This is a genomic window from Haloarcula quadrata, assembly GCF_003634715.1.
GTDB classification, from domain to species: domain Archaea; phylum Halobacteriota; class Halobacteria; order Halobacteriales; family Haloarculaceae; genus Haloarcula; species Haloarcula marismortui.
Genome location: NZ_RBWW01000001.1, coordinates 771,093 through 792,257, shown reverse-complemented (window position 1 = coordinate 792,257; position 21,165 = coordinate 771,093). Strand labels below are relative to the sequence as shown.

Genomic DNA, 21,165 nt, shown 5'->3' with positions numbered 1-21,165 from the left:
AGTCGGAGCACGACCGTCACCGAGAGCGAATAGGGAAGTGAACGCCGGGTCTAGACGGGGAACTGCGTGGCCGTCCCGGCGACGATGACCCACGTCACGAGGACGGCGTTGATCGTCGCGCCGACCCAGACCCGACCCATCTTTCTAAAGAAGTAGGTGCTAACGAAGGCCACGATGCTGAGCAGGGCGACAAACTGGAGCGCCAGGATTGTCAACAGCGGGTGGCCCAGCGGAAGCGGCTGCCCGGACAGCAGTGGGACGTACTGAACCGCCAGTAGCACGACGAACCCACCGACGACGATGAGCCAGTTCGTCGCCATCGCACGGCGGAGCGACCGGGATTCGCCCTCGGGACGGAGTTGGCCGTGCAGGAGCGCCCCCAGGACGACGAAGAAGGCAAACAGCGGCAGGAGGTACGAGAAACTGATCCGGAACTGCGCCGGGGACAGGAGTTTGATGGCGAACACCCAGATACGGAAATCCGTCTGGAACAGGAACGCCACGACGGCTTCCAGCAGGTACAGCACGGCGACGGTAGCGACGCCGGCCAGGACCGAGACGCCGACCGTCCGCGCGCCGTCGCCCGTATCGAGGCCGTAGTTCGCCAGCGACACCGACGCGTCGTCCGCATTAGTGGTGTAGTGCCACACCGCGAACAGCACCGCCGTGATGGCCGCGTTCCCCAGCGCCCAGACGATCACGCCGTTGTTGATCTGCTGTGGGAACAGCCAACTGAGGCCGATAATCGCCGGTGCGGCGTCTTGCAGCGGGAAGTAAGTCACAATCGGAATTGCCGCGGCGAGCAGCGATGCCCCGTAGCGTTTCGCGCCGGTCATCCCCTTCCCGTCAGGGTACTCTCGTCGGAGTCTGTCAGTCGATGCCCGCTCGATGAGCAGACCGCCCGCCGGGAACAGCGACAGCACGCCACCGAGGAGGGCAATAAAAGTCCCCAGCGATTTCCAGTACCAGACCTGGTTTCCGGGGTCCAACTCGTCCTCGCCCTCGAGCGTTAGCTGGAGCCACTCGATGGACGCGCCGATGGCTGCGGTCGAGAAGTGATCGCCGGGATGGGTCGTCGCCGGCGTGTACAGCCGCCTTGCGGTCCCATCCTCGACACTGCCGTAAGTACGCCCCTCCTCGACGGCGCTGTCCGTGCCGAACACCGTCTGGAGTTTGTCGCTCTGCTCAACGTCGGACGCACTCGCTGTCCCCCACATCAACGGGGAGAACTCGTCGTACTCGCTGAACACGACGGCGAGGTTCCGTGGGAACGAATCGGTGCCTTCGGGGGCACGGTTCGACCCCGTCGAGGAGCCCTCGATGACCATCGATTCGTACCCGTCCGGATGCGCCGCGGCCGCCGTGACGACGGTCCAGCCGCCCATCGAGTGCCCTTCGAGCCCGATGTTTTCGTTGTCAACGTAGTCCAGCGACCGGAGGTATTCGAGGCTATCGGGGCCGCCATAGCCGTTCTGGAACGCCGGCGGGTCCGAGTAGCCATGGCCCGTCTGGTCGATAGCGAGGACGACGAAGCCCCGTCTCGCGTACTCGATAGCGAACGGCGACTGCGTCTCCTTCGAGTTGATGTAGCCGTGGACGGCCAGTACTCCGGGTTGTGGGCTGGCGCTGCTCGCCTCCTCAGGGATGTACAGCGTCCCGCTCATCATCGTTCCGTTGGTCCCGGAGAACCGCACATCGCGGACTTCCACGGATCCGGCGTCTGTTTGTACTGTCCATGCGAGCCCGCTCCCACCGAATATCAGGAGTAGCGACACTGCAGCCACGAGCCACAGTTGTCTATCATCGTTCATGATAATACCACGAACGCAGGTGAGAAACTCAGGGAATTAAACTTGCTGTAAACTCGCGGCTATCGGTAAAGAATTGGAAACGGACACGCCAAGAGTGTTTTTACCCGTTTATTTGGGGGTGTGATGCTGCCATTCGTGTTATCCAGTCACCGATTCCCCGGTTCGTTATCGTCTATCTGGCGTTGCCAATAAACTACTTTCCAAGGTGTCTGTGCATACAAATAGCAACTCTCGTCGCCACTGTTGGCTTCACCAACGTGGTTACGCGCTCCCGAGTTCGTTCGTCCAGAGGTGTTCGATGTCGGCTTCGAGGTCGGCTGTATCGAGCGTCTCGACGCCGGAGAGGTACTCGCGGGCGTCCGTGAGATGTTGCTGGACGGCGGCCACGTCGTCAACCGACTTCGCGGCACAGAGCGACACCCGCGCTCGGTTGATTTCCAGCCGCTCCCCGAGCGCCTGTGTGACCGGGATATCGTGTTCGTCACCGAGCTGTGCCATGCGGTCTAGCACGCTTGTCGGTACTTCGAGTTGGGCGGCAAGGTCCCGCGACGGAAGATCAACCGTGACGACGGTCGTCTCACACCCACTCTCCCCCCACGGCGCGATAACGTACTCCTGCCCGTCAGTGGACATGTGCAACTGGTCGCCCCGGGCACGCATATTTACTCACAGACTAACAGGAAGAAGGAGGCGTATACCGGTCGTTTCGCTGGCGTTAGTCGTCGGCTTCGGCCGGCGCTGGCCGGGGAATCGTCACGTCTGTGAGCCCTGCTTCGATTTCCTCGCGGCGGTCCTCGAACTTCCCGGGCAGCACCAGTCGGCCGCCGAGGTCGTCAAGCGGTTCGTCGCTGTCGTAGCCGGGGCCGCTCGTGGCGAGTTCGAACAGGATGCCGCCGAACTCCCGGAAGTAGACCGACCGGAACCAGTGGCGGTCGATCTGTGAGGTGGGGCGCAGTCCCGCACCGCGGACGGCCTCGCGCATCGACTGCTGGTCCTCGTCGGTTGGCGTCTGGAAGGCGACGTGATGGACCGTGCCGTGGCCCTGCCGGCCGCCCTCGATAGTCGGCAACACGTCGACGTACTTCCCAACGGACCCCGTCGCGGCGAAGCGGGTTCGCTCGTCGCCGGGCGTGTCGCCCTGTGCCTGCTCGGTGCCGACTTCGTCCAGACCCATCTTCTGGAGCAGGTCTTCCGTAGGTTCGGGGTCAGCGAGCCAGAGCGTCACGGAGTGGAAGCCGCGGATGGCGGCGTCTTCTGGGACGACCTCCGTCCATGGCTCGGTCGGGTCGTCGTCGGGAATCTCGACTTCGACTAGTTCGACCGGGAGCCGGTCGGGGTCGCGAAACGGGAGGACGGTCTCGCCGAACCGCTCGACGCGGTCGTCGTAGTCGACGCCGTACTCGTCAAAGCGGCCCTCCCAGTAATCGAGACTCCCTTCGGGAACGCGGAACGCGGTGCGTGAGACCTGTCCGGAGCCGACCTTCCCCTGTGCGTGGTCCTCCCACGGAAAAAACGTCATGCTCGTTCCCGGGTTCCCCTCAGCGTCGGCAAAGAAGAAGTGATACGTACTGGGGTCGTCCTGATTGATCGAGCGCTTGACGAGCCTGAGTCCAAGCGTTTCGGCCCAAAAGTCCATGTTCTGTTGCGGGTCGCTCGCGATGCATGTGACGTGGTGGATACCCGGTGTGGGGGTGACTTCGGTCATTAGCATCAATACGTGCCGGAACTACTTGAGTGACTGCTGACGCGAGTGTTACCGGGTTACAGTCGATGGAAGCAGTTGGCGCTGACGAGTCATACGACGGACAGCAGCTATATATGATGCTGGTGGGACATTCGCGTATGGCAGACGCGGACCGGACAGCGATTCTCGGCGGGACCTTCACACCGATTCACAACGGCCACCGGGCGCTCCTACACAAAGCGTTTCAGACCGCAAGCCACGACGGGAGTGGCGACGGCCACGTCATCGTCGGTCTGACGAGCCCCGAACTGGCCACAGAGACGCGTAGCGACCCAACACACGTCAAGCAGCTGGGTGCGTACGATGACCGTCGGAGCGCGCTCGCTTCTGAGCTAGACCAGCTAGGTGAGCCATACACCGCCACGTATGAGATTGTCCGGTTAGACGACACGCAGGGACCGGCCGCGACACGGGCGGACGTGGATGCGCTCGTCGCTTCGCCGGAGGCAAAGGCACAGCGCCGCGCCTACGAACTCAATCAGCAGCGGCGGGAGTCGGGGCTCCACCCGCTGGAAATCCACACGCCGCCGTTCGTCGTCGCCGAAGACGGCACACGAATCAGCAGTACTCGGATTCGGAACGGCGAAATCGACGTGCACGGCCGCTTGCTTGACGCGTCGGAATGAGATCCAGCTGATAGGCTCCAGTGTCTCCACGCGCTATGCCGTCACTCTCTGGTATCTAACCCAGCCGCATCCAGCCGTTCGGCGGCACTATCGACAGTCAGCGGCACGTCTACTGTTCGACGCTCGAACAGTCTGACGACCTGCGGCGGGCGCAGGTCACAGTCCCGCAGCAGGTCAGTGTCGGTCAGGATACGTCGGGTCGTCCCCCTCGCAGCAATCGTGCCAGTATCGTCGAGCAACAGCACCCGGTCTGCGACGTGTGGGACGAGTTCGGTGTCCGGCGTTGAGACGACAAGCGTGACGCCATCGGCCGCGAGTTCATCGAGCAGGTCAAGAATCGTTTCCCGGTTCGCGGCATCGACGTTGCTCACCGGCTCATCGAGCAGCAGTACGTCGGGCTCGACGGTGAGCGCGCTGGCGAGGGCGGCTCGACGCTGCTCGCCGCCGCTGAGTCGGAACGGCGGCTTCGACAGGAGGCCATCGAGGTCAAGCCGGTCCGCGACTCGCTCGACGCGGCGGTCGACTTCCGCGCGGTCGCAGTCGAGTTGTGCCGGCCCATAGGCGAGGTCCTCGCGGACGGTCGGATTGAACAGGTAGTCCGCGGGGTTCTGCGTGAGGACGCTCAGCCGACTACGGACGGTATCGGCGTCGGTCGTCGCCCCAAAGTACCGTACCTGCCCGCCGTCGGGGTCGACTAACCCACCCAGCAGTTCCAGCAGGGTCGACTTGCCAGCCCCGTTCGGGCCGAGCAGTGCAACGCGATCGCCGCGCTCGATGGACACGTCGACGCCGTCGACGGCCAGCGTTTCGTCGGGGTAGGCGTACCGGAGGGCAGTCGCCTCGATGGCAGTCACGCGACCACCACCACGACGGCGAGTGCGACGACCAATCCGAAGGCGAAATCGGCCCGCCCGAGCGGTTCCCGGGGCTGTGCCGGTGTCGAGCCAGTCCCGCCACGGGCACGAGCGGCCCGCTGGACCCGCTCGCCGCGTTCCAAGCTCCGGACGAGAAACGAGCCAACGAAGTGTCCCGAATCGCGCCAGTTCCGGCGAAGACTCGGCTCAGCAATGGTTCGGCTCCGGCGGGCCCGGACCATACGTTCGAGTTCCGCGAAAAAGAGGAGCAAATAGCGGTACGTGATTCCGAGCAGTGAGACGGCAATGGGCGGCGCTCGGAGCCGGCGAAACGCCGCCAGCAGGTCGGCGAAGCGGGTCGTCAACAGCAGCACGGACAGGAAACCGACACACGCGGTTACGCGGACGGCGAACGTGAGGACGTAGTCGACGCCAGCGGCCGAGAGCGGGAGCGACCCCAGCGAGGGGCCACCCATCAAGAACGCTTGCGGCGCGACGACCACGAGCGCGAAGGCCGGCGGGCCAGTCAGGCGACCCAGAAAGGTCCGAACGGGGACCCGCGACAGCGCCGCGAGCACCGTGGCAACAAGCGCGAGCGCGCTGACGACTGCCAGCGCCCGCTGTGTCACGGTCAGGGCGACAAGCGTTGCGATGCCGACGAGCTTGACCGTCGGCGTAACGGCCTGAAGAAACCCGTCCCGGTCCGGGAGGTCCTCCGCGAGCAGGAACCACTGAGCGCTGGCCGCGATAGCCGCGACGGTCCGGTCAAGCAGGTCTCTACCGGACATCAGCTACTGCCGCTGGTCGGTATCCGCCCCGAGCAGACGACCGATGCCAGCACCGAGGAGGAGCGTCAGTGCCGTTCCGACGACAGCCGACACGAACGTCCCGGTCGCGCCGCCGAGTCCGGGGACACCGTAGTCGGGGAACAGGGCGGTACCGACGGCGGTGGCGTGTTCTGTCGCACCTGTCGTCTCGGCGGCGTTCTCAAGGGGCTCGGCGTAGCCGACCTGCCCGGCTGCCCACCCGAACACCGGCGCGAGCAATGTCAGGACCAGCAACGCGGTGAGGGCACGAGGCAGCCAGTCGAGGCGGTTCCGAGCCATCACGCGCTCACCTCTGAAGCGGCGTTCGGCCGGAGGTCGGGGCGAGCGCGAGCGAGGTAGCGGTAGACCGAGGCGGTGATGGCCCCCTCAATCAGCCCGAGCACGAGATGCCCGACGCCCATTATCGACAGCGTTGTCAGCAACTGGTACTGGAACGCCGAGGAGAGGCCAAGCTGGAACGCGGCGGTCAGTGCACCGGCCGTGATTCCCAGCCACCCCGCAGCGAAGGCGGCCCGGAACTCACCGTAGGGGACAAGCAGGCGATAGATGGCGTAGCCGACGTACACCTCGACGACAGCCATGTTGAACACGTTCGCGCCAAGCACCACGAGCCCGCCGTCACCGAAGACGAGCGCCTGAATCGTGACGACGGTCGCGACACAGAGCGCGCCCAGATGCGGGCCGAGGAGAATCGCCGCGAACGCGCCGCCGACGAAGTGGGCGCTGGTCCCGCCCGGAATGGGCCAGTCGAGCATCTGTGCAGCAAAGATGCTCGCCGCAACGACGCCGAGCAACGGTGCGCGCGCGTCGGATATCTCACCGTTGACGCGTTTTGCAGCGACGCTCAAAACGACGACCGCAAGCGCACCGAACAGCAGTGCAAGCGGGAGATCGATATATCCATCGGGAATATGCATGCTACCCAAGTCTGGTCCCGGCGCGGTAATAATACTTTTTCATCGGGCAGTATTACTGCCGGCGGGTGAGTATTACCGAAGCCCGGATATCCATATGCGGGCCCCGCCCTATCGACACACATGAGTGACGATCTCGACCGGATAAGTCTGACACTTCCATCGTCGATGGTCGACCGGCTCGACGGCATCGTCGACGAGTGGGAATACGCGAGTCGGTCGGAGGCGATACGCGACTCGCTGCGTGACTTCTTTGCGACCTACGAGTGGGAGTCCGGTGACGAGCAACACCACCATGGGACCATTGTCATTGTCCACGACCACCACGTCTCAGGCATCGCTGACGAACTCCAGACAGTCCAACACGACATGGCCGACATCATCACCTCTGTCCAGCACATTCATCTCTCCCACGATACCTGTATGGAGACGCTGGTCGTTGAGGGCGCGGGTGGCACAATCACCGAGTTGGCCAACCGACTCCGGGCAATTGGTGGCGTCCAACAGGTCAAGGTCGTCGTTGTCGACGAGTGAGCAGCGGACGGTGAGCGGAGGCGGGCCCGAAGCAATAACGCTATTCAGTCCAGCAGATAGCCATATTACAAGTTTTGAGACAGCAGAAATGGGCCCTGCCGGATTTGAACCAGCGCTCAATCGGTTATGAGCCGATCGCTTTAACCAGACTAAGCTAAGGGCCCTTCAGAATGGTGTTGATGAGTCCGCATCTTTAGCCTGTCGGGTTGGAGTGGTAGGGTTCGGAGAGACAGGTGGGTCGATACAGAGAGTTTCGTGCATCGGCTGCATATCTCACCGTCCAGCGGCCCTGAAAGCCGCAGTGACGGAGTCGCAGCGCTCGTCGGTTTGTGAGTGAAAGAACGACGCCACCGCCAGGGCTCGAACCTGGGACAACCTGGGTAACAACCAGGTGCTCTACCAACTGAGCTACGGCGGCGCGAACGCATTCAATCATTGCCAGAGTTGGTAATTAGGGCTTTCGTTTCCAGTCGGCATCGACACGCTTTCACGCACTTGTGCGCAAGCGGCGGTATGAGCGATGAGTTCGACGCCGTCGTCGGGAAGGTGCGAGCACGGGCCTCGCCGACCGACGACGAACGAGCGCAGTTACAGCGGGTCGCCGACGCGGTGATGGCTGACGCCGAAGCAGCTATCGCTGACCTTCCAGTTGAGGCGGAAGTGGTGCAGGTCGGCTCGACGGCGCGAGGGACGTGGACCGCCGGTGACCGAGACGTGGACGTGTTCGTCTGTTTTCCGCCGTCTATCGACCGCGAAACGCTGGAGGAGTACGGACTGGCTGTCGGGCACGATGTCCTGCCCGATGGGCGTGAGGAGTACGCCGAACACCCCTACGTCGTCGGCGAGCGCGAGGGGTACGCCGTGGATCTGGTGCCCTGTTATGCGGTCGAGGACGCCACAGAAATCCAGTCCGCGGTGGACCGGACGCCGTTTCACACCAGATACTTGCAGGAGCGACTGGACGACAACAGCGCGGCAGAGGTGCGGGTGGCAAAGCAGTTCCTGAAGGGGATCGGCGTCTACGGGAGCGACCTCCGGACACGCGGGTTCTCAGGCTATCTAACGGAATTACTGGTGCTTGAGTTCGGTGGCTTCCGAGCGTTCCTCGAAGCGGTCGCGGACTGGCACCCGCCAGTTCGACTGGACCCGGACGACCACGGGAGCGAGACGTTCGACGACCCGCTGGTCGTCATCGACCCGACGGACCCGGAGCGCAACGTCGCGGCAGTGTTGTCCGAAACGAACGTCGCCACACTCCAGCACTACGCCCGGGACCTCCTCGCCGAGCCGCGGGTGTCGCTGTTCACCGAAGACGACCCGTGCCCGTTCGAAGCAGCGGACGTTGAAGCCGCGGTATCACAGCGGGGCACCACGCCGGTCGCGCTTCGCTTCGCGGCCCCGGATGTCGTCGATGACCAGCTCTGGCCACAGCTCCGGAAGTCCCTCGACGGGCTCTGCAGCGAACTCGACCGACGCGGGTTTGAAGTCCTGCGGTCGGCCGCATTCGTTGAGGACGACAGCGGTGAGCCGGAAACGCTGGACACCGAAACCCGGGGACGAGACGCCGTCCTGCTGCTTGAGTTCGCTGTCGCCGAGCAGCCGGCTGTTGAGCGTCACGAGGGGCCACCAGTGCACGTCCGCGAGCACGCGAGCGGGTTCTTCCAGAAGTACGACGACAACTCCGAGGTGGCCGGCCCCTTCATCGACGGCGACCGATACGTTGTCGAACGGCAGCGAACGTTTACCACAGCGACTGGGTTCCTGTCGAGTGCTGCCGTCTACGACGTTGGGCTGGGACAGCGGATCGAGTCGGCGCTGGAGAACGGGTACGAGGTACTGGTCGGTACAGATATCGCAGCGCTTGCCGACGGCTTCGGTGTCGATCTGGCGAGCTACTTCGATCCGAAGCCCTGATCGGCGAGGTCATCGAGAACATCGCGGGCGTCGTCGCTGACATCGTCGTCGGGCTCCATCGGCTGGTAGCCGTCGAAGACCTCGTGAACGGTTGTAACCGAATCCGAGAGCGTGTCAAGTCCGTATCCGCCTTCGAGGATGATTCCCAGTGCAGCGTCACAGGCGTCTGTGAGCGAGCGCATCCGGTCAGTCATTGCGCCGTACCCCTCCGTAGAGACGCGCATCCGTGAAATCGGGTCGTGTTCGTGCGCGTCGAAGCCGGCGCTGATGAGCAGCAGGTCGGGATCGTAGTCCCTGATCGCCGGCGCGATGCACTCGTCGATTGCGGCGAGGTAGTCGGCAGTATCAGCACCGGGCTTGTACTTCACGTTGAGATTCGTGCCGTCGGCGTCGCCCGTGCCAGTCTCCGAGATATCACCGGTACCGGGGTAGAGCCCGTCTTCGTGTATCGAGGCGTAGAACACGTCCGAGCGGTCGTAGAAAATGTCCTGCGTGCCGTTCCCGTGATGAACGTCCCAGTCGAAGATGGCGACGCGGTCGGCGTCGGCTTCGAGGGCCGCCTGTGCCGCGACGGCCGCGTTGTTGATGAAACAGAACCCCATCGCGTCGTCGCCCACTGCGTGATGACCGGGTGGTCGGCCCAAGGAGAACGGCGTGTCACGGCCGGTATTGCCGTCAAGCGCGGCTTCTGCTGCCCAGACAGCGAGGCCGGCTGACGCGAGTGCGGCGTCCCACGTCTCCTCGACCGCGACGGTGTCGGCATCCCAGTTTCCGCCACCGTCGTCGCAGAACTCGCGGAACTCCGCGATGTAGTCGGTGTCATGAACCGCACGGACGAGGTCGAGGTCTGCGTCGTCAGCGGCGACGTACTCGACACCGTGATTTTCCTTGAGCGCGCGCCGTATCGCTCGAAGTCTGTCGGGACTCTCCGGATGTCGCGGCCCGGTGTCGTGGTCCAGACAGACCTCGCGGTAGCCGAAGTTCATTCAGTAGTACTGTTCGAGTTCGAAGTACGTTTCAACGTCAGCTGCCTTGATCGTCCGGCGGTCAGCATGACGAGCCAACGCGGCGGCCGCGGCGGCCGTTTCGTCGGCGTACGTTTCGAGGAGAGACGCGAGCGCGACGCGAGCATCCATGGCGACGCGGTAGTCGTCGTCGATGTCGAGCCGTGCGATGCGGTCGACCGGCGCGACGGGGAGTTCAAGGCCGTCCTTTTCGGGGACCTGCTCGATGCCGAAGTCGGCCGGCATCAGCGTCTTTCGCCCGTCCGTGGTGGCCTCCGTGGCTGCCGTGACGGCAAGCGACGCGCCGTGGTCCTGTATTCGACGAGCCAGTTCCTCCGCAGCGTCGGCACTCACCCGGAGCCCGCCCGCGTTCCGCCGAATGACCGCATCCACCGGTGCGAACGGTAGCTCGACACTCATACCCAAACCCGGGAGTGTTGCGGTCTTAAGAGTTTCCGTAGCGTCGCTCGGCGACTCAGAACACGTCCTCAGCGTGAAGCCGGTCGTCACGGAGTTCCCCACGGACAGTTATTTCCTGCCCTAACTGCACGCGCTCGCCGGTTTCGACGCTCATCGTCTGCTCACCGTCGTCGAGAACGACGGGGTCGCCAGTCTGGACGACGGTGCCGGTGAACTCAACCTGCTGGCCGGCACTCTGTGCGCCACCGTCCGGTGACGTGTCGCCGGTGCCGGCGCTGACAGCGGCCGCCTCGTTGCCGCTGCTATCAGCGTCAGTGTCGTCCCCTTCGTCGCCGAAGGAGGACAGGCCAGCGTGTTCGGCATCGGTCGTCTCGGCGCTGGCTCCCCCGCCTGCGCCACCAGTCGCCAGATCCGCACCGTCATCAAGCACGACAATCGTGGAGTTCCAGCTCGCCGAGGCCTCCTTGTCGTCCTGCCAGCCGTCCTGAATTTCGACATCGGCCGCGAGCACCTCGTCCCCCGGTGCAATGTCCTTGTCCGCCTTGTCGCCCCACAGCGCCACGCGGATGTCGCCGGTGGCGTCCTGAATGCGGACGTTCCGGACTTGCCCCTCGCTGCCGTCGTCGCGGTCGAACGTCCGCTTGGGGTCGGCCGAGCGCACGACGCCAGCAATATCGGCCGTCTCTTCGAGTTCGACCTCTGCGATTGGGTCGGCGTCGGGCTCAAAGGCCACGTCGTCTTCCACTTCGTCGACGGCCCCCTGGTCGCCGACGTGGAGTTCAAGCGAGCCGTCCCGCTCCCGAACGTAGCCGTCAATTATTTCGACGGCCGCGCCCGCATCGAGTTCGTCGGCGCGGTCGGCTCGGTCGTCCCACAGCGTCACCCGGATGCGCCCCGTCTCGTCGCCAAGTGTGAGGTTCGAGACGCGGCCCTCGCTACCGTCGTCGCGGTCAAACGTCCGAATCGAATCGGTATCAAGCACGAGCCCGCGCAGCGTCACGTCGGACTGTCCCATCGTCAGCGCGTCGATGGACGAGCCAGCGCCCGGCTCCACGTCGATTGTGGCGTCCTCGTCCGGCTCTGCCTTGTCGACGGACACCTCAAGCCCGTTGTAGCCGTCCTTCGGCCGGCCCTTGACCCGGAGCACGTCGCCGACCTCCAGTTGCCCCTCGTCGATGTCGACGGCCTGTCCGTCCCAAAAAGCGAGCCTGAGGCTGCCGCTCTCGTCGGCGGCCTCGACGTTGATGACCCGGCCGTCTTCGTCCTCGTCGTCGCGTTCGAAGGTTTTCAGGTCGCCGATGGCCATCACCTTGGCGAGGAATTTGACCTCGTCCATCCCAGGTTCGATATCGGCGATGGCGTTGACCTCATTCTCGTTGAGTTCGTGGGCCAACAGCATCGCGGCCGTCTCCTCGTCGGCGAGCCCTCCCATCTGCTCGACCTTCTCCTCGACGGCCTCGCGGAACTCCTCCTCGGGGACGTCCGTCTCTAGGTCCTCGTAAATGTCCTCTATCGCACCCATCTATCTATGGGACGCTGGGCTGGGGCGCGCTTAAGCGTTGTCGTTGGGCGAGCGAGCGGCCGTTGTCGGTCGATTTCGGTCGTATCTCGTCCATGACTCGAAAGTGGTCACGGGATGGGATATAAACTCTCGTCCGCTGGCTCGACAGCAGACACTCACATTCCACCACGGTGAGAGCGGCGCAGGTAGCCGTTAGGGTGTCGCTGTTGTCACAGGGTTCAGGCCGTCGCCACTGTCGTGGGAGACAGACACCGTACCAGGGAGCCCGTTCTCGAACGTCACCGTAGCCCGGTAGTTGATTTCCATAATGGCTTGCGGACACATATCGCCGGCATCTGGCATCTCTGTCGTCCCAACGCTGAGGCTCAGTTCATCGGCACTCGTATCATACGAGATGTCTGTCAGGTCGGCCGTTTTGCACCCGTTAGACCCCCAGATAGTCCCGTCAACGACGACCTGATCCCCGTCGAAAGCCACCGTCGCCGAACTTGTCTGTGCGCCGGACTGTCGCCTGATAATACTGAATGTCGTCTCGTTCACACTTGGGATTCACACGCACCCTCCGTGGATGTTTCCCCGCTACCGGACGCACCGCCGAAGCAGCCAGCAAGCGCTATCGAACAACCGAGACCACCGTATTGCAGGAGTTGGTGGCGCTTCATATTCGCCCTAATATATGGTCGTTGAATGGGACTCCCGGTTGTTCAAGCCAGCGTTGTAGCGAAGTGTGCCTACCAGTCGCGTGACGGTACGCGAATCGTCACCCTTTTTAGGTGCACCACCCTCTCTCGATATGAGTCCGGATAGGGTAGTGGACTATCCTCTTGGCTTGCGGAGCCAGGGACCGGAGTTCAAATCTCCGTCCGGACGTTTCTGCCGACACAAACCGCCGAGCGACAGCCAGGGCGACTGCGTTGGCGAAGCTCTGTGCGGAGACTTGAACACGATAGTCGCAGCGTAACTGGAGGGAAGGACCGTCTGTCACCTGTTCAAATCTCCGTCCGGACATTCACTTTGTTTACCACCGGACGTGCTCCACGCTCACGGTGCTCGCGTGGAACTCCGTCCGGACGTTTCTCTACAGCACAACACCGCGAGCGTAGCGAGCGGTCAGTGCTGTGGATCACTCCGACCGATACAAGAGAAGAATCCACAGCAACAACTCTGTTCGAAACGCCAATGCGGTTTTCCGACCGCGAATCCAACTCGCTGTGTGCGCGACCATCTCCGTGCCGGCATCGCAGTGTACAACGAAGGTCGCTACCACGCCGCACATGACGCGTGGGAAGAGTACTGGCTGGACCTCGATCCGGGCGACGATGAACGATTCCTGCACGGCCTCATCCAGTTCACTGCGGTCGTCTACCACGCCAGCGAGGAGAACTGGTCGGGCGCGCAGGGACTGGCCGAGAGCGCGGCGGAGTACCTCGACGGCCTGCCCGACCCGTATCACAGCGTGGCGCTAGACGAGGTCCGGTCGTTCCTCGCGGCAACAGCGGCTGACCCCCACCACGCAGCGACGGACCCGCCGACGCTGACACATGACGGCGAAGCCATCGGCTACGGCGCGCTGGATTTCGACGCCACGGTCATCACCGCCGAGGTGCTGGCAGAGACTGGCCGGTACGACAGGGCGGTCATCGCCGACGCTGTTGCCCGCGCCCGGAGTGAACTTGGAGGCAACGGCAACTCGCAGTTCGTCGGGATGCTGTTCTCGTTCGTGCGCGAGCGCGACCAGCGGCCCGTCGTTTACCAGCGGCTTCGGGACCACGTCGAACTAGAGCAGCAGAAAGACGACGACGTCCGTGGGCTGTTCGACGGCTCGGGATAGCGGGCGACGGTAAGTAGGAGACGGCTACGGTTCCGGTTCGGCGACGCGTTCTTCGCCGTCAAAGTGCGCGGAGTTGTCCTGTGGGTCGTACCCAAGCACGTCCTTGGCGCGCTCGATGGAGTAGTACTTGCGGTCGTTGTCGGAGATGCCGTAGACGATTTCATACTCGTAGTCGGCCTGCAGCGCGCAGTCGTGGATGTGGGCGCAGTCCCGGTAGGAGAGCCACATCGCCTGGCCGCGCTCGTAGTCTATCGGCGGGTGGCCTCGCGTGAGGTTGCCGATACGGATGTTGCAGACGGAGAGGCCGTGCTCGTCGTGGTAGTAGCGGCCCAGCACCTCGCCGGTGGCTTTCGAGACGCCGTAGAGGTTGCCGGGGCGGGGGAGCTCGGTCCCGTCAAGGCGGTACTGGTCGTCCGGGCGATACATCTCGGGTGTGCGCTCGTCCGTTTCGAAGGAGCCGACGGCGTGGTTCGAGGACGCGAAGACGAACTTCTCGACGCCCTCGTCGACAGCGGCCTCGTACATCTTCTGGGTGCCGTCAATGTTGTTTTCGAGGACGGAGTCCCAGGGGGCTTCCGGCCGGGGGTCGCCGGCCAGATGGATGACAGCGCCGACGCCGTCCATCGCCGCGGCCACGTCGCCCTCGCTGGACACGTCCCCGACGAGGTACTCGTGGTCGGGCTCCTCGGCGGGTGGGCTGTGGAACATGAGTTTCCACTCGTAGGCGTCCTCGAGTCCTTCGAGGATGGCCGCCCCGACAGCGCCGCCAGCGCCGGTGAGCAGAACCGGGTCGTCCATTCGTATGAGACGATACGTCGCACGCAATAGGTAGCTTGCGGTTCGCTTTTGTGTCGCCCAGCCGGACCGATTGTATGGAACCCACAGCTCCGCAGGAGGCGTGTTTCGAAGCGGGCGTCAAGTTCGGCTCGCTGTATCACCAGTTCGCGGGGACACCAATCAGCCCGGATAGCGCCGACTCGCTCACAGCTGCAATGGAAGAGGCCATCGAGAACCAGCCGTTCTGTGAGGCGGTCACCGTCAGCGTCCGCATGGAGGCGCTGGAAAGCGCTATCGCCGAGGGCGGGGCGGACTACACGGAACTGACCGGGCGGTTCATCGACGTCGAGATGCGCATCGAATACGAGGGGGTCACGGTCGAGACGAGCATGGCGATGGAGGACGGGTACCCGCTGATGCAGGTCGACGCAGTGCAGGAATGAAATAGCCAGAGAGCGGCCTGAATCCCTGGCACAGCCCCGAAAATTTTACCAGAGCGGGCTGTGAGACTTCCGACATGGCCCTCCACGCAGTCGACGATATCGACGACGCAATTGACGCGACGAAGTCGTTTCTGTTCCCGTTCGAGAAATGGACGTGGCTGCGGATGGCGTTCGTCGTGTTCTTCATCGGTGGCGGCGGTGTCGGACTGAACAACGTCCAGTCGTTCAGCAACTTCGGTGATTTCGGCGGGAACGGCGGCCAGGGCGGCCCCAGCGGTCCGGGAAGCGACTTTCAGCTGACCGCGCCACTCGAAACTATGCTGTCCCTGCCGGGGGACTTCGCTCTGCAAGTCTCCGAACCCGGTGTCCCGTCCGGTGTGCCGGACGAACTACTCGCCGGGGCTGGGCTCCTCGTGTTCGCCGTTATCGGCCTGTTCATTCTGCTAGCGCTCGCGTATGGTGTCCTGAGTAACTTCATGGAGTTCGTGTTGACCCAGGCGCTCATCGACCGCGAGATACACGTCCGCCAATATTTCAGCGAGCACGTCGGGAACGGCATACGGCTGTTCCTGTTTCGACTTGTCCTCGGGATTATCTGGCTCGGCATCGCACTCGTAATCGGCGCAGCCGGGTTCTTCCTCGTGCTCGGTGGTGAGGCCGCAAACGTCGGGGCATCGAGCGTCCTCGCGCTATCGGGACTGTTCATCGCTGTGTTCGCGGTGCTCGCGATAAGCTACGGCATCGTCTTTGGCTTCACCACGGTGTTTGTCGTCCCGCTGATGACGGCAGACAACGGCGGCGTTCTCTCGGGTTGGTCGCGACTCTGGGGTTCAATCAAACGCCACCCCAAGCAGTACCTCGCTTACCTGTTTTTCTCTATCGTCCTTCAGATTGGTGTCGGTATCGTCAGCGCGATTCTCGGCATCATCGCACTCATCGTCGTTGGGATTCCGGTCGGACTCGGCGCGTTCGCACTCTATCTTGTCATTCAGGGGACTGTCGGAATCGCTGTAGCCGGCGTTATTGGCCTGCTAGGCGGACTGGTTTTCATCGTCCTCAGTGCACTCATTCAGGTCCCGCTGACGACGTTCCTGCGATACTACGCGATGCTCGTGCTGGGTGACATCGACGCCGACATGGACCCGATTCCAGAGGTGCGCTCGGACATCCGGGCCGAGTAACTAGAATGGCTTTTCGGTTTCAGGACTGACCAGTCGGTCACGTCTTGCGGTTTCACTTTCACTTTCAGGCGTGCTTTTAATCCCTTACCACACAAATCGTCCCATATGAGTCAGTCAAGTCTGGACGACGACGAACTGTTCGGCGAGGCCGCAAACGAGATGCGAACCGACGTCGAGGAGTCGCTCGCAGAGGCCCGAAACGCACTCCCAGCGGCCGATTCGGTCTGGGACGTGGAAGCCGACAACACGCTCGGTGTGCTGAACTCGCTCAAGACAGCACTCGATGTGGGCGACGCCGAGGACCACCTCCGCGACGCAAAGAAGTGGTACACGATGGGCGAACGCGCGGACGCCTTCGAGGACGCTGATGACCTCGCTGAAGAAATCGAGACCATCGCGGACCTCATCGACGATGTCGACGATGCCCGCGAGCAGGTCGGCGACCTCACAGCGACGATTCCACAGCTTCGCAGCACGCTCGAAGAATTCGAGGGTGAAGACGGGGCGGACGCGGAGGCGGACGGCGACGCCGACGCGGAAGCGGAAGCCTGAGTTCGGGACAGCCACGTTCCGGCGAATGCCCGCCGCGTGCTCCGCCGGTAGCTAGCGCGTCGCTCGCGTCGTCCAGCGTTTTTTCGGACCGATATACCACCGTGCTCGGCTCTATAGCCAAGCCTGACTGCTGTTCAGGTGGTCGTTGCGACACCCTTTAATCGCTCAAGTATGCCGGCGGTCCGGCTCAGACGATAGAGTCCGGGCGCGTCGAGAAGTAGTTGAACACTGCGCCGAGGCCAATGCCGTAGACGATGTGAGCAACGAGTGTCAGCACTGCGTACAGCACCAACATGAGTCCGGACTGACCGGTATAGAAGGCGAGTACGAATCCAGTCCACATGGCCGCGCCGAAAAACACGCCGCTGACGGGGTCAGACTGGCCCGGGAGGTACGCCTTCAGCGAGGCGAACAGCAGCGGCCACGGGAACATCCCGCCGCCGAGGAAGATGAAGAAGCCGAACAGGACCTCCGGTACGTAGCCAGTCAGACCCACGAGTTCGGTGAGGATGGCGAAGTCCTCGAGGTTGAACGCGCCCAGTGACTGGGCGATGAGGAAGACGACCGTCATCATCGCTGTCCCGACCAGTCCACCGGCGGCGCCGACGACGCCGTCAGCGAGAATCCCGGCGAGACTATCGAACTCCTCGGCCTCGGTGAGACCGTCGTCGTTGACGGGCGGGTCCTCGACGCCGGATGACGTATCTTCCATGGTGTGTTGTAACATGGCAGTGGACAAAAAGGTTCCCGCACACGTTAGGCCACCAAAGGATATGTGTCAGATTTCTGTCCGCAATACCTATTACAGGGTGGGAAGAATCATGAAGAAATGGCGACATCCTTGATAACATACGCCACGGTTGTGTTCCCCTTGCACGGTGGCGACGTCAGGGCACCCAGTGCGGTGTTCGAGCAAATATTCGAGGTGTTCCTGCTGCTGGGGACAGCTGTCGGGGTGGTCGTCGTGGCCTACACCATGTACCACGCGCTCAAGTACCGCGACGACGGGAGCGGAACGGACCCGTACGCCGACAAGGTCGAGCGGCCCGAGATGGGGGAGTTGCCAACCGGCGGCACGGGGGGGCGGAAGGTGTTCTACTCGTTCAGTATCAGCGCCATCATCGTCGTCTCGCTCATCGCCTGGACGTACTCGCAACTGCTGTACATCGAACAGGGTCCCGACCCGGCCCAGGAGGAGGCGCTTGAAATCGACGTGGAAGGGTACCGCTTCGGCTGGGACTTCATCTACCCGAACGGACACACGGCCAACACGCTCCGGGTGCCACAGGACCGCGTGGTCAGATTACAGGTGACTTCGACGGACGTGTTCCACAACTTCGGGATCCCGGAGTTGCGAGTCAAGACCGACGCCGTTCCGGGCCAGTACACGTCAGCCTGGTTCACGGCCAACGAGACGGGAACTTACGCCGCCAAGTGCTACGAACTGTGTGGCAGCGGCCACTCGCTGATGACGACAGACGTGGTTGTGATGCCACAGGACGAGTACGAGGAGTGGTACAACGGGACTGAAGGTTCGGCCGGGAGCGGAGACCAACCGGCCGCGAACGGGACCGCAACCGAATCGACCAGCCTCGGGACACCGACCGCAGGCGACGTAGCCGCGACCACCGGAGGTGCCCCAGCATGAGCCACGACCACGGCCTCCCGCCGAAGTCGTCGGTCAGCCGATGGTTCCTCACAACCAACCACAAGGACATCGGCGTGCTGTATCTCATCACCGCGCTGTTCTTTCTGGTCTTTGGGGGCGTTCTCGCCCTGCTATTCCGCCTGGAACTGATTTCCTCAGGCGCTGACTTGCTGGGGTCGATGGGGTACAATCAGGCAGTGTCGACCCACGGCCTCCTGATGGTGTTCTGGTTCATTTCGCCGTTTGCCTTCGGCTTTGCGAACTACCTCGTCCCGCTACAGATCGGCGCGGACGACCTCGCCTTCCCGCGGCTGAACGCGCTGTCGTACTGGCTCTACCTGTTCTCGGGCATTCTGATGGGCGTCTCCTTCTTCCAGGGGACCACCTTCGCGGGCGGGTGGACGATGTACGCCCCGCTGAACACGCCGGCGTACATCCCCGGCGAGGGACTGGGGGCGACCTCGGTCGTGCTGGCGCTCATCATGTTCACCGCCGCGGTGACGCTGGGGTCGGTGAACTTCCTGACGACGATGTACCGCATGCGTGCCGAGGGCCTGCGGATGCGGGACATCCCCATCTTCTCGCTGTCTATCAACCTCACCGTCTGGATGATGCTGTTTGCCTTCGCGGCGCTGCTTGCGGCGCTGATGATACTCGCTTCGGACCACATCCTCGGGACAACCTACTTCCAGTACTCCATCGACGGGACGACGATGGCGACCGACGCGGACAATCCGGGTGCGTCGCTGCTGTGGGCGCACCTGTTCTGGTTCTTCGGCCATCCGGAGGTGTACATCGTCTTCTTCCCGGCGCTGGGCGTGATGGCCGAGTGCTTCCAGACCTTCACCGGCCGGCGGCTGGTCGGCCGCAAGTGGTTCATCATCTCGATGGTGCTGGTGGCGCTCCAGAGCTTCGTGGTCTGGATGCATCACATGTTCCTGACCGGCATCAACCTCCCAATCAAGACCATCTTCATGGCGACGACCATCGGCATCTCCCTGCCATTCGACCTGATGGTGTTCTCGCTCATCTACACGATGGCGAAGGGGCGGGTCCGGTTCACAACGCCGTTCCTATTCTCGCTGGGCGCGCTCATCCTGTTCATCATCGGCGGCATCACCGGCGTCTTCCTCGGCGCAATCGTGCTGGACTACCAGTTCCGCGGGACGTACTGGGTCGTCGCGCATTTCCACTACGTGATGGTCGCGGGCGCGACGGCGCTGTTCGGCGGCCTCTACTACTGGTATCCGAAGATAACGGGGAAGATGTACAACGAGACGCTGGGGAAGATACAGTTCGGCGTCTACTTCCTCGGGTTCAATCTGCTGTACTTCCCGATGTTCATCGCCTGGGAGACGCCGCGGCGAGTGTTCGTCTACCCCGATGGCCTGCAGATATGGCACTCGATGGCCACTGTCGGCGGGTTCATTCTCGGCGCGAGTTTCCTGCTCATGTTCTACAACCTCTTTGTGAGCCTCTGGCGCGGCGAGGACGCTGGCCCCAACCCATAGGAGTACGCCACCTCCGCCGAATGGGCCGTCTCCTCGCCGCCGCCGCTGGAGAACTTCCCCGGCGTCCCAAGCTACGCCACCGGCAAGCTGGAGTTCCTTGACGACGAGACAGTCACCGAGCGGACCGAAAGCATGCCCGGAGCAGCGGCGCATGGCCACGCGGCGGCCGACGGCGGGACCGCGACGGACGGTGGCGCGGTAACGGCGAGGGCCACGGCGACGGCCACTACGATGGAGCCGGCCCACGAGGTCGGCGGCGAGGAACACGCCAGCCACGCCAGTTTCTGGCCGTTTCTCGTCAGCCTCGGCGGGTTCATCGCGTTCCTCGGGCTCTCGGGCGTGCGGACGGGGAGCGTGTTTTACCTGTCGATGGCGGCCGTCGGCGGGGTGGCGACGTTCGGGTCGCTCGTCGGGATGACCCGCGAGCCGTTCCACGCCCCGGAGATGGCCATCGCCGAGCGGTGGCCCTTCGAGCGCGTCGAGAAGATGAAACTCGGGATGTGGACGTTCCTCGCCAGCGACATCGTCCTGTTCGGGGCCTTCATCGGCTCGTATGCCTTCGTTCGGGTCGCCTACGGCTGGACGGCCTGGCACCACGACCTCATTCCCGCCGAGCACGTGACCATGCCCGGCCTCATCAACACGTATCTGTTGCTCACGTCGAGTTTCCTCGTCGTGCTGGCGATGGTCGCCGCCGAACGCGAGAGCAAGCGCGGGACCGTCGCCGCACTCATGGGAACGTTCGCGCTCGGCGTGGGCTTCCTCATCAATAAGGGGCTGGAGTGGCAGCACCTGTTCCACATCAGTACAGAGGCGTTCCCGAACGGGTGGAACCTCTCGACGAACATCGCGTCGTCGACGTTCTACCTGACGACGGGGCTCCATGGCGCGCACGTCACCATCGGGCTGGTTATCTGTGCGTACATGACCATCAGGGCCTGGAACGGGGCCTACCAGGGCGACGACAGGGCCATCGAGTACTTCGGGCTGTACTGGCACTTCGTCGACATCGTCTGGCTGTTCCTGTTCCCGCTGTTTTACATCCTCTAGAA

Annotated in this window: 20 protein-coding genes, 3 tRNA genes and 2 pseudogenes; 10 read left to right on the top strand and 15 right to left on the bottom strand. The window is 63.3% G+C overall.

The genetic code is table 11. The features are described 5' to 3' along the window. Positions 1–50: 50 nt before the first annotated feature. The 3 genes from BDK61_RS04105 to BDK61_RS04095 all read right to left on the bottom strand — a co-directional run bounded on the left by BDK61_RS04105 (position 51) and on the right by BDK61_RS04095 (position 3,516). Positions 51–1,811, bottom strand: a complete 1,761-nt coding sequence (locus BDK61_RS04105; RefSeq protein WP_121302380.1) for an alpha/beta hydrolase family protein — start codon at positions 1,809–1,811, stop codon at positions 51–53. 261 nt (positions 1,812–2,072) lie between these two features. Then, positions 2,073–2,444, bottom strand: coding sequence for a hypothetical protein (locus BDK61_RS04100; RefSeq protein ID WP_121302379.1), 372 nt, complete (start codon positions 2,442–2,444; stop codon positions 2,073–2,075). Positions 2,445–2,526: 82 nt separating this feature from the next. Further along, positions 2,527–3,516 (bottom strand): VOC family protein, encoded by a 990-nt coding sequence (locus tag BDK61_RS04095; RefSeq protein ID WP_121302378.1) that lies wholly within the window; start codon positions 3,514–3,516, stop codon positions 2,527–2,529. A 137-nt stretch (positions 3,517–3,653) separates the two neighbouring features. Between BDK61_RS04095 and BDK61_RS04090 the strand changes: the two genes are divergently transcribed. Then, positions 3,654–4,181, top strand: coding sequence for a phosphopantetheine adenylyltransferase (locus BDK61_RS04090; protein WP_049919126.1), 528 nt, complete (start codon positions 3,654–3,656; stop codon positions 4,179–4,181). 41 nt (positions 4,182–4,222) lie between these two features. Here the strand turns inward: BDK61_RS04090 and BDK61_RS04085 are convergent. The 4 genes and pseudogenes from BDK61_RS04085 to BDK61_RS04070 form a co-directional block, all read right to left on the bottom strand. Next, a pseudogene (locus tag BDK61_RS04085) lies at positions 4,223–4,984 on the bottom strand (energy-coupling factor ABC transporter ATP-binding protein); the annotation flags it as partial. A gap of 47 nt (positions 4,985–5,031) precedes the next feature. Beyond that, positions 5,032–5,823 carry a cobalt ECF transporter T component CbiQ gene (gene cbiQ / locus BDK61_RS04080; RefSeq protein WP_004958945.1) on the bottom strand — a complete coding sequence of 264 codons (792 nt, stop codon included), beginning with the start codon at positions 5,821–5,823 and terminating at the stop codon, positions 5,032–5,034. Between the two features lie 3 nt (positions 5,824–5,826). Continuing rightward, positions 5,827–6,141 (bottom strand): PDGLE domain-containing protein, encoded by a 315-nt coding sequence (locus BDK61_RS04075; protein WP_121302376.1) that lies wholly within the window; start codon positions 6,139–6,141, stop codon positions 5,827–5,829. Beyond that, positions 6,141–6,779, bottom strand: coding sequence for an energy-coupling factor ABC transporter permease (locus BDK61_RS04070; protein ID WP_121302375.1), 639 nt, complete (start codon positions 6,777–6,779; stop codon positions 6,141–6,143). The genes BDK61_RS04075 and BDK61_RS04070 overlap by 1 nt, the downstream gene beginning before the upstream one ends. Before the next feature lie 120 nt (positions 6,780–6,899). Here BDK61_RS04070 and nikR point away from each other — a divergent pair, with 120 nt between their 5' ends. Beyond that, entirely contained in the window at positions 6,900–7,310 is a 411-nt protein-coding gene (gene nikR, locus BDK61_RS04065) for a nickel-responsive transcriptional regulator NikR (RefSeq protein WP_004958951.1), read from the top strand. An 89-nt stretch (positions 7,311–7,399) separates the two neighbouring features. Here the strand turns inward: nikR and BDK61_RS04060 are convergent. Together BDK61_RS04060 and BDK61_RS04055 are read right to left on the bottom strand one after the other, a co-directional pair. After that, positions 7,400–7,474 (bottom strand) — tRNA-Ile (locus BDK61_RS04060). Between the two features lie 181 nt (positions 7,475–7,655). After that, positions 7,656–7,728: transfer RNA gene (locus BDK61_RS04055), tRNA-Asn, on the bottom strand. Positions 7,729–7,823: 95 nt separating this feature from the next. Here BDK61_RS04055 and cca point away from each other — a divergent pair. Further along, positions 7,824–9,224, top strand: coding sequence for a CCA tRNA nucleotidyltransferase (gene cca, locus BDK61_RS04050; RefSeq protein ID WP_121302374.1), 1,401 nt, complete (start codon positions 7,824–7,826; stop codon positions 9,222–9,224). Here cca and BDK61_RS04045 read toward each other — a convergent pair. The 4 genes from BDK61_RS04045 to BDK61_RS04030 form a co-directional block, all read right to left on the bottom strand. Next, on the bottom strand, positions 9,203–10,210 hold the full coding sequence (locus BDK61_RS04045) for a histone deacetylase family protein (RefSeq protein WP_007189364.1): 1,008 nt from the start codon (positions 10,208–10,210) through the stop codon (positions 9,203–9,205). The genes cca and BDK61_RS04045 overlap by 22 nt on opposite strands. Beyond that, the gene (locus tag BDK61_RS04040) at positions 10,211–10,648 is read right to left on the bottom strand and encodes a histone (protein ID WP_004958956.1); all 438 of its coding nucleotides are present in this window, start codon (positions 10,646–10,648) and stop codon (positions 10,211–10,213) included. Between the two features lie 55 nt (positions 10,649–10,703). Further along, the gene (locus BDK61_RS04035) at positions 10,704–12,170 is read right to left on the bottom strand and encodes a single-stranded DNA binding protein (RefSeq protein ID WP_004958958.1); all 1,467 of its coding nucleotides are present in this window, start codon (positions 12,168–12,170) and stop codon (positions 10,704–10,706) included. A gap of 192 nt (positions 12,171–12,362) precedes the next feature. Then, entirely contained in the window at positions 12,363–12,710 is a 348-nt protein-coding gene (locus tag BDK61_RS04030) for a hypothetical protein (protein WP_004958961.1), read from the bottom strand. A gap of 257 nt (positions 12,711–12,967) precedes the next feature. Here BDK61_RS04030 and BDK61_RS04025 point away from each other — a divergent pair. Both BDK61_RS04025 and BDK61_RS04020 read left to right on the top strand, forming a co-directional pair. Then, positions 12,968–13,040, top strand: a tRNA-Arg gene (locus tag BDK61_RS04025). A gap of 343 nt (positions 13,041–13,383) precedes the next feature. Further along, complete coding sequence (locus BDK61_RS04020) at positions 13,384–14,001, top strand: DUF309 domain-containing protein (RefSeq protein ID WP_121302373.1); 618 nt, start codon at positions 13,384–13,386, stop codon at positions 13,999–14,001. Between the two features lie 24 nt (positions 14,002–14,025). Here BDK61_RS04020 and azf read toward each other — a convergent pair whose 3' ends face one another. After that, positions 14,026–14,799 carry an NAD-dependent glucose-6-phosphate dehydrogenase Azf gene (gene azf, locus BDK61_RS04015; protein WP_004958965.1) on the bottom strand — a complete coding sequence of 258 codons (774 nt, stop codon included), beginning with the start codon at positions 14,797–14,799 and terminating at the stop codon, positions 14,026–14,028. Positions 14,800–14,873: 74 nt separating this feature from the next. Here azf and BDK61_RS04010 point away from each other — a divergent pair, with 74 nt between their 5' ends. The 3 genes from BDK61_RS04010 (at position 14,874) to BDK61_RS04000 (ending at position 16,954) form a co-directional block, all read left to right on the top strand. Then, positions 14,874–15,221: a dihydroneopterin aldolase family protein gene (locus tag BDK61_RS04010; RefSeq protein WP_121302372.1), complete on the top strand. Its 348-nt coding sequence runs from the start codon at positions 14,874–14,876 to the stop codon at positions 15,219–15,221. Positions 15,222–15,295: 74 nt separating this feature from the next. Next, on the top strand, positions 15,296–16,402 hold the full coding sequence (locus tag BDK61_RS04005; protein WP_121302371.1) for a DUF7544 domain-containing protein: 1,107 nt from the start codon (positions 15,296–15,298) through the stop codon (positions 16,400–16,402). Positions 16,403–16,507: 105 nt separating this feature from the next. Further along, positions 16,508–16,954, top strand: a complete 447-nt coding sequence (locus tag BDK61_RS04000) for a DUF5790 family protein (RefSeq protein ID WP_004958971.1) — start codon at positions 16,508–16,510, stop codon at positions 16,952–16,954. A 187-nt stretch (positions 16,955–17,141) separates the two neighbouring features. On the opposite strand, the gene BDK61_RS03995 is transcribed toward BDK61_RS04000, so the two are convergent. Beyond that, complete coding sequence (locus BDK61_RS03995) at positions 17,142–17,666, bottom strand: DUF6789 family protein (protein WP_004958973.1); 525 nt, start codon at positions 17,664–17,666, stop codon at positions 17,142–17,144. Positions 17,667–17,783: 117 nt separating this feature from the next. On the opposite strand from BDK61_RS03995, the gene coxB reads away from it, so the two are divergent. Beyond that, positions 17,784–18,602 (top strand): cytochrome c oxidase subunit II, encoded by an 819-nt coding sequence (coxB, locus tag BDK61_RS03990; protein ID WP_121302370.1) that lies wholly within the window; start codon positions 17,784–17,786, stop codon positions 18,600–18,602. Next, positions 18,599–21,163: pseudogene (locus BDK61_RS03985) on the top strand (cbb3-type cytochrome c oxidase subunit I). The gene coxB and the pseudogene BDK61_RS03985 overlap by 4 nt, the downstream one beginning before the upstream one ends. The last annotated feature ends 2 nt before the right edge of the window (positions 21,164–21,165 follow it).